We start from the raw sequence: 17150 nt of genomic DNA on the forward strand, positions 1-17150 counted from the left end.
TGAAGTTTGACATCGGGGGGGGGGGGCCGGAGACATCAATGATGTGAAGGGCCCCAGGTAGGGCCCCGCCAGCCTCAGTAGGCGGCAAAAAACAGCACGACGACGCCGGCCAGCGCCAAGCCACCGTGACCCACGATCGCCCACCAAGGTTTGGCTTGGCGGAACAGTATGCCGAAAAACAGCGCCCCCCCCAGAAACGCTGCTCCCAACAGACCGAGTGCCCAGAACGCGGCCTGCGGGAACGCGGCTTCTGGTCCGGCGGTATACAAAGCATAGACCAGCGTCATGAGACCCGCCAAGCCCAGCCCGCCATGCCCCAAGCCGAACCAAGAGGGATAACGCACTTTCCTTTTCGACAGCAACCCTAAGAACAACCCGCCCGCAGCAGCCGCAGCCAACACCCAGAAAGCCCACTGAATAAGTACCATCGATTTATACCCAACTTAATATGTTTTAAGAATGACGGTCAACAGTCACCGCGCCCCAAACGTCCCTAAGTGCCCGGATCGTCGCCAACAGCATGGCCTATCGTCCACAGCCCGATTTGCGCGGAGCGTATCTCAGATTCCAAGTATGCCTACTCCGCTACTTCAACCAACCCGCTTTTAGTAACGGAAGATCAAGCCAACAAAGATAGCGAATTACATCATAACTAGGAAAACGCTGAAGTATTCATGCTATAGCCGGACAGCAGGCCTGGAAACCACGGTTTCCGTGGGGACGACCAAGCGTAATGTGAATATATCAGCGCTTCCCTAACCCGGAACTTCAGGTTCTTCGCTATGGGCGATTTCAATTCTACTATCAGAATGAATAATTATAGCCAATGACGAAATTATCTTGTGCCATGGACGACCTGACAGGTGACGAAGTGTTGTAAGCCGATCTATTGGTCATGCTGCTCTCGAAGGCGTGCGAATATGCAGCATCAAATCTGCTCGATTGAGAGAAATTATAGCTAAAACCTAAGGAGGCATGCTTCTGTAGAACTGCTGGTATTAGGGCAAGCAAACCCTCGTCGTTGAATGGCTGAGTAGCCTGACGGTATCCTGCTCGCAAAGTTAAATTCTGGGTAGCGGCATACGAAGTTCCGATCGCCACTATCGTTTGATCCTTAGCGTTTTGAGGTAATTTAAGATCAACCCCTCCGACGTCACTGGAAAACCCCACCTTAATATCCTTCAAAGCATCCTTCCAGAAAACACGAGAAACATCAAAAGCGACCAAAAATTTATCCGTAAACTGATGGCTCAGCCCTAGATCAAGCTTGGCAGGGGAATTAAAGTTCAAAAAACGAACGTCCCCTTCAATCGGCACATTCCCAATGATACCATCCACAGCAGTAACAGTCCCTCGCCCCTCTAAATCATTCATATGACTTTTGAACATATAGGAAGCACCAAAATTTGTTATGGGAGTTACCTTGTACAGCAAGCCTAACTTACCTGAGATCCCCCAACCATCTGCACCACTCGCAATTGCTTTATTTTTGCTAACGCTTAAATGTACGCCCTGCGGATCAGGCAACGTACCTATCAATCCCAGTAAGGAACCAGACGCTCGCCCATTTTTCGCCAGACTACCCAACTGGTTCATCCCAAGCAAATAATCAAGATTTAAACCGGTCCATTTTGCATCAAGCGATCCGCCGACAGCAAGACGATCATTAACTTGAAAACTTACGGCGAAAGGCACGTCAAGAATAAACAAACGACTCGAGTTCTCAAGCCCCGTCTCAGCGCCGGTAGCATAACCCTTCCCACCAACGTCACCGCGAGACAAAAAGCTAGACCTCCCATATTCAACACCTACGCCAGCTTGTGCAAACATGCCTGCGCCAATGGTCCAGTTTGAAATCTTATGGGTAAACGCTAGCTGAGGGGCAACATAAGGCCCTCTATTCTGAGAGTGCGTGCTTGATGACACTTTTTCGTCCGTAGCAAGATTCGAGGCACTTATATCTGTTGTAATAAGGTCGAAACCGAGTAGAACTTCATCTGTAGCATCTGACAAACCCATTGTCGCTGGGTTAACCATCATTGATGCAGGCCCGACGTAATTAGAAACAGCTGTCCCTCCCATGCCTCTCGAAATTGGCCCAAAGCCCTCTAAAAACAACCCGTCCGTCGCTAGCGCATAGCATGATAGACAACTTAAAATCGAACCGACCGTAATTTTTCTCATCATCTTAGCACTCACCATCTATTATAATTATACTGCCCTTCCCTAGAAAGAAGGGGGGAGGATGAAATACCGCTCTGGAATTTAGCTGCGCCGTATATGAGAACGGCGCGCCAATGATAATTTAATAATACTAATTTTAGGATATTCGAAGCACTGGCTTAAGGGTTATTCCATTTTCCGAGTCCTCCGCTGCCTGATTAATTTCATCAAAGGAATAGAACTTTAACAATTTATCAAATGGAAACTTCCCTTGACGATATAGTTCCACCAATCTTGGAATAAATATATCCGAAATAGATTGCCCCTCAACAATACCTCGAAGCTTACGATTAAACAGTAAAAAATTAATATCAACGGGAATTGTGGCACCCATCGGTGGTGCACCTACAATACCTATCTCACCACCTATGGCGGAGCTGAGGATCGCCTGCTGAAGAACCGAAGGCAAACCGCTAGTTTCGAGCACATACGGAACGCCGCCAGCACAAATTTCCTTAATCTTCTCAACTGGATCAGAACTTGCTGCATTAATCACATGCGTCGCCCCAAGCTCATCGGCCAATTTAAGGCGATTCTCTTTGACATCGACAACGATGATTTTCGTACACCCCGCCACAACGGCAGCCATAACTGCCGAAAGGCCTACGGCCCCGGCACCAAAGATCGCGATAGAAGAACCCGCTGGCGGATTAAGCGCATTCAAAACAGACCCTGCGCCAGTTTGAATGCCACAACCAAGAGGCCCAAGCAACTCAAGCGGTACGTCTTTTGTAACCTTCACAGTGTTACGTTCATAAGATAGCGCATATGTCGCAAAGGAGGACTGCCCAAAAAAGCTTGCTCCCACCTCTGCCCCTTGGTGATCGTGGATGGTGCACTCCCCGGTTACCGAGCGCCCCATAAAGTTAGGGCCAAATGAGTTTGCACAACTGGTAGGGTCTCCGGAAAGACAAGCATCACAACTCCCGCAGGTATAAAATGTCAAAACAACATGGTCGCCCGGCTGAACCTTTTTGACCGCGGACCCAACCCGCTCAACCACACCAGCCCCTTCATGCCCAAATACCATCGGTAGTGGAACCGGATAATGCTGATCGCGACAAACCAGATCCGTATGACACAGCCCGGTTGCAACCAATCTAACGAGAACCTGATCTTCAGCTGGCTCATTAAGAGCTACATGCTCAAGTAAGAACGGGCCATTTTTTTGGCGAACTATTGCTGCTTTGATTTCCATTTCCATCTCCCTCTTTATTTTAGACTAAAGTTATAAACCGATCTTTACCAACCTTTTGGACAACAACCTATTTATCTCACTGCCATCAATTTTTGGCCGCAAGACGATTCCAATCATTAACTCACCGATTAGCTCGAATACCGTAAGCTAGACTATGCATCGAACCACAGTTAAACTTGTAAGCTTCTGCTACTGCTAGCAAGGAGGTCTATTATAAAAACGGTCCGCAAACACTAATTCCCGCGCAACACCAAGTCGAACGAGCTCGGTCTCGGCAGCGTCCACCATAGGGGGCGGCCCGCAAAGGTATCCTTCATAAGGCTGCCCAGTGAGGTACTCCTTAAAATACTCGGTTACCATGCCACGTTTCCCTTTCCATGACGACGTAGAAGACTCTTCGGACAAAACTGGAATAAGCTCGAAGCGCCCACCCCAATCGAGTTGCAGCGCTTCTATTTCGTCGAGGCAATATAGGTCACGTTGTTGACGAGCTCCAAAGAACAACAACACATCACGCTCTCGCTGGGCCTGGGTCATGCTCTGCAAAACACATTTAATTGGAGCAAGCCCCGTTCCGCCGGCTACGCAGACCATCGTGGCATTGCTCTCATGGAGCCCGAACTGTCCATAAGGCGCTCGCAGGGTTAGTGTCGCTCCTGTACGATCGCCACCAAATAGCCAACCACTGAAAACTCCACCTGGGACAAGGCGAACATGGAAGCTCAGGGAGCCGTCAGGTTGGGGCGGAGCGGAAAAAGAATAACTCCTTACAGCAGAGCATTCTGCACATTCTACATCTGCATACTGGCCGGGGTAGAAGGCTATCTGCTTATCGGGCACTACTTCCATCTCGATTATATCGTGCGCCAGCCGTTTCTGCTTACTAATCAAGGCACTCGTTTCTATTGGAACTAACGCCTGCCCGAGCACTGTGTCTAGCTCTATCTCGAGATCTTCTTTTGGTATGCATTGACAACCCAAACGATAGCCGGACTGATACAGATCGCCACTCAGACCCATAGCAGAAGAGGTCAACTCATTGACCCTGCCAGATATCAGTTTATATTTACATGTCCCACAAGATCCGACTTTGCAATCATGCGGAAAGGCAATTCCTTGATGCAGAGCGCTTTCCAGAATGGTTTGCCCGCGTGGCACCTTAAACTGAAACCCCTGCCCTCTGACTGAAACGGTAGATTCCGGAGGCGGCACAAATAAACCAGAGATTTTCTTAAAAAACTCATTCATAAACCCATTGCTCAGTTAGACGCCCGTTAATTAGAAAAAACGGAAACTTTGTCCCATTTGGAACGTTTTTTTCAAAAAGAGACCGTAGAGTTCGTTCGCTCTTCGCTTATCTACGGTCTCAGTCGAAACGGTTTAGACTGCCTGTATTATCAAATGCTAGCCACCCGACCCAGTTCACTTTCACACCACAGTGGCCATCCCGCTTTTTTATTTGCAGCCATAGCCAGTTCGCGCTCACCTGGAGTTGCGTACCGCTGGTCCCAGTCTCTCAACTTTGGTTTTGCAATGAGAGCGAACCAAAGAGGCGGAATAAGCCCTAGAAGGAAACACACAAAGAGCGAAGGCATCTGCGGGGCTTCTTTTTCCGGACGCAACTCATAGAACCGTGTATAGCCGTCAATATGATGATTAATATGGTTGGTAATCTCGCAACCAAGCGGGCGTACAATCCTTCCCATATGGTTCCAAGCATGGTGCAGGAGGATAGGCTTATCTAGGTCGCGTACTAAACCATAGTGCTGAAAGTAATTAAAACCTTCAACTATCCCTTTCCCAATAATCATTGCAGCAATCGTAACTAGTCCTAAAGTCGCCCCTCCTAAAAAAGTGACCAGACCAGGCAGAGCAAACAAGAGTGCGAAATATTGATATGTTTTATTAGACAAATTCCATGGCGACTTTCCTTTTCTACGTAAAGTTTCAGCCTCAATCTTTATCGCTTCCTTAACGGAACCAACGGTTGCACTGATCACGAAACTGTAAATTGTCTGTCCACGATACGCGGTGTCGCTATCGAGGGGCGTATCTAGGTAAAGATGATGTGTGTTGACATGGGCAATATCTCGGTTCGGATCACCATAAAACATGGCCAGTAGCTGCGCCATTCTCCTAGGCAACCAGTGTCTACGATGCATCAACTCATGCGAAACTGGAAGAGTTGGCACACCACTTAGCCAACCCAAAGAAAGGATGCACCCTACCACTTGTAATGGCTGACCTAGGTCGATCTTCCCGCCTTTTACCCCGAAAATTAGCAATCCATATAGACCGATCATTAACGGTAGCTGTAAGTATTGAGTAAGGTCTGCGAAAAATGGATTGACCTTTCTTGCTGCAAAGTCCCTTGGCAAAACGATATCAAGCACCATTAGCGCAGGGAACGTTGTCGCCCCGAGCCAAACCCAGGCGCCGCCATAGAAAAATCCGATTAGCCCGCACGCAGTAACAAGAGGGATCAGGTAGTAACGAACGGTATCCATTTTTATCTCCTACTTATTATTAACTCAGAAGGGATAGCTAGCTGACTTTTCAACCATGCTAATCCATTGAGATTGGGTAAATTCATCAATACTTGCAAGTCCGCCAAACCGTCCACCGCTCCCCGAAGAACCCATTCCACCGAAAGGAACATGCGGTTCACAGTTGATTGGCTGATCGTTAATATGGACCATACCGGTGTTTAGACGCTTCGCAATGTCCAGACCAGTCGCCAGCGCCGTTGTATGAATAGACGCAGCCAAGCCATACTCCGAACTGTTTGCTAATTCAATCGCCTCTTCAATACTGTCAAAAACAGTGATCGGAGCCACCGGACCGAAAATTTCAGATTTGAAAACCTCCATTTCAGGTTTCACATCCATGATTACGGTTGCTTGGTAATAGCGATCTTGATATGTACCTCCTGCCAAAACCTTAGCACCGGCCCTTTGTGCAGATTCGACGAGCGCGTGGACGCGAACTACCTGTTTATCATTGATAAGGGGGCCGAGATGTACTCGATCCGAGTTTGGATCTCCCACCACTAAGTTATTGGCACGTAGCGCCAGTTTCTCTGCATATTGCTGAGCAACGTCTCTATGTACTAAATGACGTCCGGCAGCCATACACACTTGGCCCTGATGCAAGAACGTACCCCAAGCAGCGCATCTGACGGCCCCATCTAAATCGGCGTCAGGCAACACAATGTGGACATTGTTACCACCCAGTTCAAGCGCAACCTTTTTCAGCATTCTCCCGCATTTCTCTCCGATCAACCGGCCCACCTGTGTGGATCCGGTAAAAGAAATCATGTTAATTCCGGAGTTTGCAACCATCGACTCTCCTACGTCGACTCCACCAGGAAGAACATGAAGAACACCTTCAGGCATGCCAGCGTCGGAAAAGATTTCGGCAATGAGCGCCCCCCCGGTGACAGCACTCTGAAGGTCGGGTTTTAAGATCACCGCGTTACCCAACGCTAAGGCTGGTGCTACCGAACGCATTGCTAAAAACAACGGGAAGTTCCAAGGTGCAATTACACCCACCACGCCAACCGGTACGCGGTGACAAAGATTCATGCGCCCTGGGACAGCCGATGGAAACAACGTACCATTGGGCAAAGAAGCTAAACCCGCAGCTTGATGCATTTGCTCATAGGCAATTCCGGCCTCCCATAAGCCCTTCGGGCGAATCGCGCCGCATTCCCGCACGTTCCAATCGGCGAACTCATGTTCGCGCTCCTTTAGTTTTTCGGCAGCCATGCGGACAATAGCGGCTCTTTCACTAAATGGTATTGCGGCCCATTCCTTTTGCGCTCTCTTAGCTGCGTTAACAGCAGCATCGACATCTTTGCCGTTAGCCACGCCCGTAACGCCAATAATGTTTCCATTGGACGGGTCTACAACATTGGCAACACCTCCCTGCGCCTCCACCCAATTAGAACTAAACACCTTCCCGTGCCAGATAGGCTGCTCTTTTGTTTCCCGCATAATTATGCCTCCTTAACTTCAAAGTTATAAATTAGATACATGAGCCATTGGGCTCAAACAGGATTTTCAAGGACTGACCATTTAGGGCCATTTCGAACGCATCCTCTGCCGCCGATAGTGGCAATCGATGCGATACGAGCGAAGACAAATCAACACGCCCTGTAACCAATAAGCTAGTTGAACGCTCCCATGTTTCATACAGACGCCTGCCATGCAGGCCACGTACAATAAGGCCTTTGAAAAGCCACTCCTCTAAGTTGAGCAAAATATCATGTGACGGGACGCCCATCAGTCGCAACTCACCACCATGGGTGATGGATTGAATAAGCTCCTTTAACGCCGCTGCTTGCCCAGAATAGTCAATTGCAACATCTACTCCCCTCTCACCGAGCAGCGAACGCACAGTCTTATAAACGCTCTCTTCAGCTGCATTAATGCATTCATCCGCCCCCATTTTGGCTGCTGCAGTGAGGCGCAGAGGATGAATGTCCGTTGCAATGACCTTGCTTGCTCCCAGTGCTTTGGCGGCTGCAATGTTCATAAGTCCGATCGGACCGCAACCAGAAACAAGAACATTCAATCCCGAAACCCCAGAACCCTCCAGACTTGCATGCACCGCAAGCCCGAACGGCTCCATCATTGCCGCCTGGAGCGGAGGAATTCCGCACGGCACCGGCCAACACACGCTTTCCGGAACCACAACGAAAGACGCGAAGCCTCCATCAAAGTCGACCCCCGGATACCGCGTCTTAGGACAAACATGCGCCCAACCGCGTCGACACGTGTAGCACGTTCCACAAGGGAGATGACTCTCCAGACTGACGCGCATCCCAGGCCTTAGACCTTTAACGTCAGATCCGACCTGTTCAATCACCCCGCTAACTTCATGACCCAAGATAGTGGGGAGTTTCATTCTTTTGGCGAACTCGCCCCATTTATAGATCAACAAGTCAGTACCACAGATACCGGCCGCTTCAACTTTCACCAGCACGTCAGTACTGTGGGCCTCTTTAGGGGCGGCCACATCATCGACAGATAGCCCTCCTGGCCCTGCTTTAGTTTTCCTTATCGCGAGCATTGAATCACCTATGTAGACGTCAAATGTTATAGGTAGCAAGGACGTCGATATCAAATCACTTAATGCATCACATGCAGCCAAGTTCTCGGCAACAAACGCACAGCTTCCGAGATCGACACGACTAGTTAGTAATGTCGCTGCAGCTGTGACTGCGGTAGATGACTAAGGCTCGAGCGAATGCGCGACAGGCTGGATATATCGTTGCAGACCTGGGCATATAGTCGGTTGAGGTTAGCGATGAGATTGAAGATTGATGCAGCCGCACCGTTGGACTGGCATCTATAACCCCTATCACGAGAGATGAAGCCGATAACTGCGACGAAAATGGTGCGCAAAGTCGCACGCACGCCAATGACCTTGGCCTCACCAAAATTGGTGGTCGGGCTAGCCTTCTTGGGCTCGCCCTCAGAAAGCACTAGGCCAGCGTCACAGACTCCAGGCGTAACGGCTACGGCTGGCCCGCTTTGAGGATATACATGGCGAAAGCAACCAATCTGAACAGAGTTGAGAAAATACAACATTGAAGGGTCTCCACTATTTTTATTTTAAGTCTCGTATAGCTAGCAACCGCCATGCCATTGCTTATACCGATCCCCTTATTTCATCTAAATTATTGATTTTCTTTGTAAAAAAGAAAGGGGGGGTATGAGAGAAAATCTACAGCACGCTGGCTGTATTTGAGCAAATCATCAATCGCGCATAACCACCTGTCGATTTGATCAAGGCAGCGATAAAAAAGGTTCATCGCGCTTTCCCGGGGAAGACAGCCTTGACTTTCAGGAAGAAGTAGTCCGAGCCCCGGAAACCATAGGCCATGCGCTTGATCACCTTGATACGGTTGTTCACGCCCTCCAGCAGGCTGGTATGCATGGGAAAACGGGCGCTGGCGAGGATGCCGCGGATATAGCGCCTGAGGTTTTTGGCGAAGCGCTAAGCCCCTGTCACGGGCATGCCGTAGCCAGGCCCGCCAGCGTTGCCAGCCTTCCCATACGCTCGGGGCGTACCAGACTTCCTTCAGTGCGTCCTTGAGCAGATAGACCGTAGCCAACGGCTGGTTGGCGGCGAGCAACTCCTGCAACTGCACGGCTTGGCCGTCCTTGAGGTTCTCAGCGTTGCGCAGCAGCAGCCAGCGGCTGCGCTTGACCACCACCTTGCGCGCTGTTTTGTTATCGCGCAGGAGGTTGGCCTGGTCGACGCGGATACGGTCGATCACCTCACGACCGTAGCGCGCCACCCCATGGAACATTGTCGTACACCACTTCGGCTTGAGGGCAGTGCCGCTTCACTTCCAGGTCGAAAGCGGTGTTCATGTCCATGGCGACCGCCTCGATGTGCTGGCAATGCTCACCGGGCCACTCGAAGAATGGGCGAATCGCCTGGCGACTGGTGCCGTGGCCGACCCACAGCACGCGTGTTCGCTCCGCATCCATGATCACCGTGGCGTAGCGATGGCGCTGGTCCAGGGCGAACTCGTCCATCCCCAGGCGCCGGACGTCGCCCGGCTCGATGGCGCCTGCCTCCGCTTCCAGGCGGCGTTTGTCGAGGGCCTTGAGGGTGTGCCAATGCAGGCCGGTGAACTGGCTGACGTGGCTGATGGGCAGTATCCGCAACAAGCCCTCGAGCCAGGTTTGCAAACGTCGAGTCAGGCGGGAAGCCGGCTCCAGCCAATCGATCCGTTCGGTCACCCCGCCCACACCGCAGGCAGTCGACGCGACGCACGGGCAATTGGAGCAACACCCGCTGATCCAGCAGGTCGCGGTCACGCACGTGGCGTAGACGCCGTTCGTGAATCAACGGACAGGGCTGCAGACAGCGCCCACACCGGGGCACTCGCGTGGCCTGGGGTTCGAGCTCGATCAGCAGGGTATTTTCAGCTACGGGGCGAGAGGCGACGTCGTCGTAGCCTGGCCAGAAAGCGGCAAGATCAATAGGATGCACGGTGACAGCAGGGTGTGGGGGTTGGGATGTTGAGCGACTGCCAATTTACCCACTTCCCTGCCTGTCAACTCGCTCTTTCCCCAGAATCCGCGAAGGACCTTAGAAAGGCCCAAACCTGGCGCAAGGCAGCTATCGGCCCATTGCTTTCACAGATAAGCTGGGGTCAAGCTTCTTAAGTCGATAGGCCATTGCCGGGCGGGTCAATCCCAGCAACCGCGCCGCCTGTGAGATATTCTGCCCACAACGGTCCATGGCCGTGCGCATTAAACCCGCTTCGAGATCCTCGAGGCTGACGCCCTGGTCGATAATTTGCCTAAACCAACTGTCACCGGACTCCTCCACCACCCGGCCCTCGCTCGATAGCCTGTCGCCTTCAGTAGCCGTCGCCAACCCCGGGAACAGCGACTCGACATTGATACTTTCGTTGCTCTCGGTAAGAATCACCCCGCGCTCAAGGGCGTTCTCCAGCTCGCGGATATTGCCTGGCCATTGGTAGTGGAGGCAGGCCTCCATCGCTCGATCAGACAAGCCAAGAGTCTTCTTACCGTATTCCTTATGGTGCCTTCTAAGAAAATGCTCGACCAGCAGCGGGATATCTTCCACTCGCTCGCGCAACGGCGGGATATGCACGGGAAAAACATTCAGCCGAAAGAACAGGTCTGCGCGAAAGCGCCCCATCTTGACGGCCTCTTCCAGGTTCTCGTTTGTTGCGGTGATTAACCTCACGTCGACTTTTCGCGTGCGGTCGCCGCCGACCCGCTCTAGCTCTCCTTCCTGCAATACCCGTAGCAGGGTGGCCTGGGCCCTCGGCGTCAATTCGATCACCTCATCAAGAAAGATGGTGCCGCCGTTGGCCCGTTCAAAACGTCCAGCGCGTGCATTGACCGCGCCCGTATAGGCGCCCTTATCGACACCAAACAGTTCCGACTCGATCAGATCCGGCGGAATTGCCGCACAGTTCACCGCGACGAACGGTTGCTCTGCGCGCTCACTGCGCAAATGCACGCTGCGCGCGATTACCTCCTTGCCCACCCCAGTCTCACCCAGTAGCAGGACCGAAACCTTGCCACGTGCAGCCTTGTCGATGGTCTCACAGATGCGCTTGTAGGCTGGCGAATGGCCAATGCCGTAATACTGCCCATCGTACCGTTTCAGGCGGTTGCGCAGGTTGGCAACCTGGGTCTGCAGTTCGTAGCGCTCGTCTACGATCGGGTCGCTTTTGAAGTAGGCTTCGAAACTGCCGACATCGCCCCACTCTTCTGCGGTCTTGCCGATGATAAGGCATTTATCGTCACCGCACCCGCGACAGCTAGTTTCCTGGAAAATGATTCTGCGGCCCATGAATGCCGAACTATAGCCGCTAGCATAGCCTAGCACCGTCCAGCAGACGGGCTCATTCATCAGGCCCAGCTCAGTACGGCAGATATCCACTTCAAAGGAATCAATCCACTCGGCCTCCACGTTGAAACGTCCGTCCCGGATGGCGATATCCATTGTCAGCAAGCGTACTTTGACCATCCCCTTGAGCGCATACAATTGAGGCCCAGCCAGGAACACCTCCTCCTCGCGCATGGCCGGCCGCAGCTTGCGTGCCAGCTCGGCATCCATCAGGCCGGACTGATAGCCCAACCGCAGGAAGAAACCCTTGGCCCGCTCGATACCGATCAAGCTGATAATTTCGCGACGGAAGCTGGCCAGCGTAGATAGCTGCATTAGCAGCATGCGCTGCTCTCCCAGCCAGATCTTGCCTTCGGCGGCAACGAAACGGATCTGCCTGCTAAGGTCTTGCATATCCTCATGCTGCATCTTGGGTCTGTATATAAGGGACATTGTTTTCCTCTTGTTTTTATCGGGATGATCCACCCCGCAGCACATTAGAGGCTCACTGCGGTCATGACTACCTTGCAACGTCAAGGCCTGTGCTTGCCGGCTCAGCATTCCATTTACCACTTTAGCATTTGCTTAGGTGGTCCTGAAAAATTAACCAATTGATTAACTGAAATCCACCTCAACGCCGATCCCTTTATCCGCCAATTCGTCGCCGTATGCCCCGACAGCATGAACTGAATGTTTTCTGGTGTTCTCGCTTCTTAAAAAGAACGTTTTCGTTCTTCTTGGCATTGTTTTTGCGTTGCAAGGTGGTCACTGATTGCAAAAAGGTTGGCGCAACGTGGCAATGGGGGTAAACCGTATACGCATCACGTCGAGATGCATTTTCATTGACCTGGCGCCTTTCTACATCACACCAAGCAGCCCACATAAAAATAAGAGAACCGTGAGCTATGGATTTTCGCTTATTGAACGAGAAAAGTCAGATCTTCGTCCATGCCGAGCCCTATGCAGTCTCCGACTATGTTAACCAGTATGTCGGTACGCACTCTATTCGCCTGCCCAAGGGCGGGCGCCCGGCAGGCAGGCTGCACCACAGAATCTTCGGAGGCCTCGACCTGTGTCGAATCAGCTACGGCGGTAGCGTGAGGGTGATCTCGCCTGGTTTGGAGACCTGTTATCATCTGCAAATAATACTCAAAGGCCATTGCCTGTGGCGTGACCATGGCCAGGAGCACTATTTTGCGCCGGGCGAACTATTGCTGCTCAATCCGGATGACCAAGCGGACCTGACCTATTCAGAAGATTGCGAGAAATTTATCGTTAAATTGCCCTCAGTGGTCCTTGATCGGGCATGCAGTGAGAACAATTGGCACAAGCCGAGAGAGGGTATCCGTTTCGCCGCGCGACACAATCTCCAGCAACTCGATGGCTTTATCAATCTACTCGGGTTAGCTTGTGACGAAGCTGAACATACAAAGTCGATGCCTCGGGTCCAAGAGTACTATGCGGGGATCATCGCTTCCAAGCTGCTCGAAATGCTGGGCAGCAATGTCAGCCGCGAAACTTTCAGCAAAGGTAGCCCGTCTTTCGAGCGAGTCGTTCAATTCATTGAGGAGAATCTCAAACGCAATATCAGCCTTGAGCGGTTAGCGGAGCTGGCGATGATGAGTCCACGCTCGCTCTACAATTTGTTCGAGAAGCATGCCGGCACCACGCCGAAGAACTACATCCGCAACCGTAAGCTCGAAAGCATCCGCGCCTGCTTGAGCGATCCCAGTGCCAATGTGCGTAGTATAACTGAGATAGCCCTAGACTACGGCTTCTTACATTTGGGACGTTTCGCTGAAAACTATAGGAGCGCGTTCGGCGAGTTGCCTTCCGACACCCTGCGTCAATGCAAGGAAGTGGCTTGATTACGAACGTAGCCGAAGAAGGGATGGGTTGAATCGCCCCGGCATTCCCAGACACTCTCCAAGCTCTGAAATAGCGTTTCTCAAACTCCACTGGCGATAGCTGCATAGCGCTGCTGTGCCGGCGTTTGCCCGCGCTCTTTGTGGCCGCCTGCCAATCCAGGTCGGGTTCTTCGACCCGAAATGCCTTTGCGCATCTCCACTTTCAGCGTCTGACCTTGCTGGCCAGTTCGCCGCCGATGCCGAAGTGGCCTTTGGGCATCTCGGTTATGATCACTCGTACGCTGGTCAGCGGCGCATCCAGGGAGCGCGAGATGGCCTCGCTGACTTCCCGAATGAGGGTTTCCTTCTGCTCGTCGCTGCGGCCTTCAAGGATGTGGATCTGGGCAATAGGCATGGTGTGCCTCCTGAAGAAGAGGCCGCCCGGGCTGGGCGGCCGGATGGCTCAGACGAAGCGCGCGGAGACGCTGCCAAGCCCCTGGTAGCGCACGGTGATGTTGTCGCCCGGCGCCACCGCCACGGCGGCGGTGATGCCGCCGGTCATGATGAAGGTACCGGCCGGGATGTACTCACCGCGCTCTGCCAGCAGGTTGGCCAGCATCGCCACGCTGGACAGGGGATGGCCGAGCACCGCGGCGCCGGCACCGAGTTCGACCACTTCGCCGTTTTTCTCCATGACCACGCCGAGGGTGCGCAGGTCGACCTCCTCCAGGCTGGCCATCCGGCCACCGGTGATGAAGCGGGTCGAGGAAGCGTTGTCGGCGACCACGCTGATTAGGTCGAACTTGAAGTTCTCATAGCGCGAGTCGATCACCTCGACGGTGGGGATCACGTAGTCGATCGCCGCGATCACATCGCCGAGGTGGCAGCCCGGGCCGTGCAGAGGCGTTTTGGTCACCACCGAGATTTCCGCCTCGATCTTCGGATGGATCAGCTGGGCGCAATCGATTACGCCGCCGTCCGGCACGCTGAAGTAATCGGCGAGGAAGCCGTAGATCGGCGTTTCCACTCCCATCTGCGCCATCTTCGCCCAGGAGGTCAGTCCCATCTTCAGGCCGACGATCTTGTTGCCGCGGGCCTCCTTGCGCCGACGGATTTCCCACTGCACGTCGTAGGCGTCGGCGAAGGTCATATCGGGAAAATCGTTGGTCACCTTGCCGATATCGTGGACATTCAGCTCGGCATTTTCGATGTGCTCGGCCAGGGCCAGCACCTGTTCGCGGATCAGAGTACGGTTCATGCGCTCACCTTCTGCTGCTGACGAGCCCGCGCCATGTCCAGGGCCAGGTCTTCGATCATGTCTTCCTGGCCACCGACGGTGCCGCGTCGGCCCAGTTCGACTAGGATGTCGCGGGCCGAGACGCCATATTTCTTCTCGGCGCGTTGGGCGAACAGCAGGAACGAGCTGTACACCCCGGCGTAGCCCAGGGTTAGGGCGTCGCGGTCGACGCGGATCGGCTGATCCATCATCGGAACCACCAGGTCCTCGGCGACGTCCATGATCTTGTACAAGTCGATACCGGTCTCCACACCCATGCGCTTGCACACCGCGACGAACACTTCCAGCGGGGTGTTGCCGGCACCGGCGCCGAGGCCGGCGACTGAGCCATCGATGCGCACTGCACCTGCCTCGATGGCAGCCAGGGAGTTGGCAATGGCCATGCCCATGTTGTGGTGTCCGTGGAAACCGACCTCTGTGGCCGGATTCAGCTCGGCACGCAGGAGGCCAATCTTCTCGCTGACCTCATCGGGCAGCATGTAGCCGGCCGAGTCGGTGCAATAGATGCAATTGGCGCCATAGCTTTCCATCAGCTTGGCCTGTTCAAGGACTTTCTCAGCGCTGATCATGTGCGCCATCATCAAGAAGCCGACGGTGTCGACGCCGAGCTTGCGTGCCATGCCAATATGCTGCTCCGAAACATCCGCCTCGGTGCAGTGGGTGGCCACCCGGATGGTCGAGACGCCGCAGTCCAGGGCCATGCGCAGGTGCTCGACGGTGCCAATGCCGGGCAGCAGCAGGGCGGACACCTTGGCCTGTTTGAGCTGCGGGATCACGGCGCGCAGGTACTCCTCGTCGCTGTGCGCCGGGAAGCCGTAGTTGATCGAACGACCGCCAAGGCCGTCGCCGTGAGTGATCTCGATCAGCGGCATACCTGCCGCATCGAGGCCCTTGGCCACCGCGACCATCTGTTGCAGGCTGATCTGATGGCGCTTGGCGTGCATGCCGTCGCGCATGCTCATGTCGTGCAGGATGACGCTCTTGCCGTGCAAATTCATGGTGCTACTCCTCTCACGCGAACGCGATGTCGCGACGCGGCAGTTGAATGGTGCCGGCGGCGATTTCCTCGGCGAACATCTCGCCGGTGCGCAGCGCGGCGGCGGTCATGATGTCGAGGTTGCCGGCGTACTTGGGCAGGTAGTCGCCCAGGCCTTCGACTTCCATGAAGATCGACACGCGGTTGCCGTCGAACACCGGGCCGTTCTTCAGTCGGTAGCCGGGCACGTATTTCTGCACCTCGGCGATCATCGCGTGGACCGAGACGGTGATCGCGGCCTGGTCCGGCTCGCTGTCGGTCAAGCAGTGGATGGTGTCGCGCATCATCAGCGGCGGCTCGGCCGGGTTGATGACGATGATCGCCTTGCCCTCCCTGGCGCCGCCGACCTGCTCAATGGCTCCGGCGGTGGTGCGGGTGAACTCGTCGATGTTCTTGCGCGTGCCAGGGCCGACAGAGCGCGAGGACACGGTGGCGACGATCTCGGCGTAGGCCACCGGCTGCACGCGGGAGACCGCGGCGACCATAGGGATGGTTGCCTGGCCGCCGCAGGTGACCATGTTGACGTTCATTTCCAGGCGGCCGACGTGCTGCTTGAGGTTGACCGGCGGCACGCAGTAAGGGCCGATGGCCGCTGGGGTTAGGTCGACCATCAGCACGCCAAGCGCGTTGAGCTTGCGGCTATTCTCGGCATGCACATAGGCCGAGGTGGCGTCGAAAGCGATGCGGATGTCGTCGTCCAGCACATGTGGCAGCAGGCCGTCGACGCCTTCGGCTGTGGTCTTCATGCCGAATTCGCGGGCGCGCTTGAGGCCATCGGAGTTGGGGTCGATGCCGACCATCCACACCGGCTCGATCCACTCGGAACGGAGCATCTTCATCACCAGATCGGTACCGATATTGCCGGGGCCGATAATGGCCGCCTTGAGTTTCTTGCTCATGGGGGTTGTCCTCTGTTCGATCAGATGAAGCGCACGGAGGCGCTGCCGATGCCGCCGATCTCGACGCGCATGAAATCGCCTGCCTTGACCGGCTCCAGCGGAACCAGCGAGCCGGACAGGATCACCTCGCCGGCCTTCAGGCCGATGCCGAACCGGCCGAGGGTGTTGGCCAGCCAGGCCACGCAGTTGACCGGCGAGCCGAGCGCCGCGGCGCCGGCACCGGTCGAGAGCAGCTGGCCGTTCTTTTCCACCAGCATGCCGC

13 protein-coding genes and 3 pseudogenes are annotated in these 17150 nt (G+C 54.1%); 1 reads left to right on the forward strand and 15 read right to left on the reverse strand.

All coding sequences use genetic code 11. The features are described 5' to 3' along the window. Nucleotides 1-74: 74 nt before the first annotated feature. The 10 genes and pseudogenes from DU29_RS0126860 to DU29_RS0126905 form a co-directional block, all read right to left on the reverse strand. Complete coding sequence (locus DU29_RS0126860; RefSeq protein WP_004575902.1) at nt 75-428, reverse strand: hypothetical protein; 354 nt, start codon at nt 426-428, stop codon at nt 75-77. Nucleotides 429-804: 376 nt separating this feature from the next. Next, a complete protein-coding gene (locus DU29_RS0126865) occupies nt 805-2187 on the reverse strand; it encodes an OmpP1/FadL family transporter (RefSeq protein ID WP_236645663.1) in 1383 nt (460 codons plus the stop codon). Nucleotides 2188-2320: 133 nt separating this feature from the next. Further along, nucleotides 2321-3421, reverse strand: a complete 1101-nt coding sequence (locus tag DU29_RS0126870) for an NAD(P)-dependent alcohol dehydrogenase (RefSeq protein ID WP_028624483.1) — start codon at nt 3419-3421, stop codon at nt 2321-2323. 195 nt (nt 3422-3616) lie between these two features. Then, the gene (locus DU29_RS0126875; protein ID WP_028624484.1) at nt 3617-4669 is read right to left on the reverse strand and encodes a 2Fe-2S iron-sulfur cluster-binding protein; all 1053 of its coding nucleotides are present in this window, start codon (nt 4667-4669) and stop codon (nt 3617-3619) included. 149 nt (nt 4670-4818) lie between these two features. Continuing rightward, nucleotides 4819-5928 (reverse strand): xylene monooxygenase subunit XylM, encoded by a 1110-nt coding sequence (gene xylM / locus DU29_RS0126880; RefSeq protein ID WP_028624485.1) that lies wholly within the window; start codon nt 5926-5928, stop codon nt 4819-4821. A gap of 24 nt (nt 5929-5952) precedes the next feature. After that, on the reverse strand, nt 5953-7416 hold the full coding sequence (locus DU29_RS0126885) for a benzaldehyde dehydrogenase (protein WP_028624486.1): 1464 nt from the start codon (nt 7414-7416) through the stop codon (nt 5953-5955). A 31-nt stretch (nt 7417-7447) separates the two neighbouring features. Further along, nucleotides 7448-8053, reverse strand: coding sequence for a zinc-binding dehydrogenase (locus DU29_RS1000000133450; protein ID WP_050483195.1), 606 nt, complete (start codon nt 8051-8053; stop codon nt 7448-7450). A 42-nt stretch (nt 8054-8095) separates the two neighbouring features. Then, nucleotides 8096-8494 (reverse strand): annotated as a pseudogene (locus DU29_RS1000000133835) (alcohol dehydrogenase catalytic domain-containing protein); the annotation flags it as partial. A gap of 741 nt (nt 8495-9235) precedes the next feature. Beyond that, nucleotides 9236-10432 (reverse strand): annotated as a pseudogene (locus tag DU29_RS01000000130555) (ISL3 family transposase). A 129-nt stretch (nt 10433-10561) separates the two neighbouring features. Further along, a complete protein-coding gene (locus DU29_RS0126905; protein ID WP_028624489.1) occupies nt 10562-12262 on the reverse strand; it encodes a sigma-54-dependent Fis family transcriptional regulator in 1701 nt (566 codons plus the stop codon). 452 nt (nt 12263-12714) lie between these two features. On the opposite strand from DU29_RS0126905, the gene xylS reads away from it, so the two are divergent. After that, entirely contained in the window at nt 12715-13677 is a 963-nt protein-coding gene (gene xylS, locus DU29_RS0126910; RefSeq protein ID WP_028624490.1) for a XylDLEGF operon transcriptional activator XylS, read from the forward strand. Between the two features lie 202 nt (nt 13678-13879). On the opposite strand, the gene DU29_RS0126915 is transcribed toward xylS, so the two are convergent. The 5 genes and pseudogenes from DU29_RS0126915 to xylJ all read right to left on the reverse strand — a co-directional run. Continuing rightward, nucleotides 13880-14071, reverse strand: coding sequence for a 2-hydroxymuconate tautomerase (locus DU29_RS0126915; protein WP_004575912.1), 192 nt, complete (start codon nt 14069-14071; stop codon nt 13880-13882). Between the two features lie 48 nt (nt 14072-14119). After that, the gene (dmpH, locus tag DU29_RS0126920; RefSeq protein ID WP_028624491.1) at nt 14120-14914 is read right to left on the reverse strand and encodes a 2-oxo-3-hexenedioate decarboxylase; all 795 of its coding nucleotides are present in this window, start codon (nt 14912-14914) and stop codon (nt 14120-14122) included. Beyond that, nucleotides 14911-15951: a 4-hydroxy-2-oxovalerate aldolase gene (gene dmpG / locus DU29_RS0126925; RefSeq protein ID WP_016355712.1), complete on the reverse strand. Its 1041-nt coding sequence runs from the start codon at nt 15949-15951 to the stop codon at nt 14911-14913. The genes dmpH and dmpG overlap by 4 nt, the downstream gene beginning before the upstream one ends. 13 nt (nt 15952-15964) lie before the next feature. Next, entirely contained in the window at nt 15965-16888 is a 924-nt protein-coding gene (locus DU29_RS0126930; RefSeq protein WP_016355711.1) for an acetaldehyde dehydrogenase (acetylating), read from the reverse strand. 20 nt (nt 16889-16908) lie between these two features. Beyond that, nucleotides 16909-17150, reverse strand: a pseudogene (gene xylJ, locus DU29_RS01000000130560) (2-hydroxypent-2,4-dienoate hydratase); the annotation flags it as partial.

The sequence above is a fragment of the Pseudomonas sp. Ant30-3 genome (assembly GCF_000690905.1).
GTDB lineage: Bacteria > Pseudomonadota > Gammaproteobacteria > Pseudomonadales > Pseudomonadaceae > Aquipseudomonas.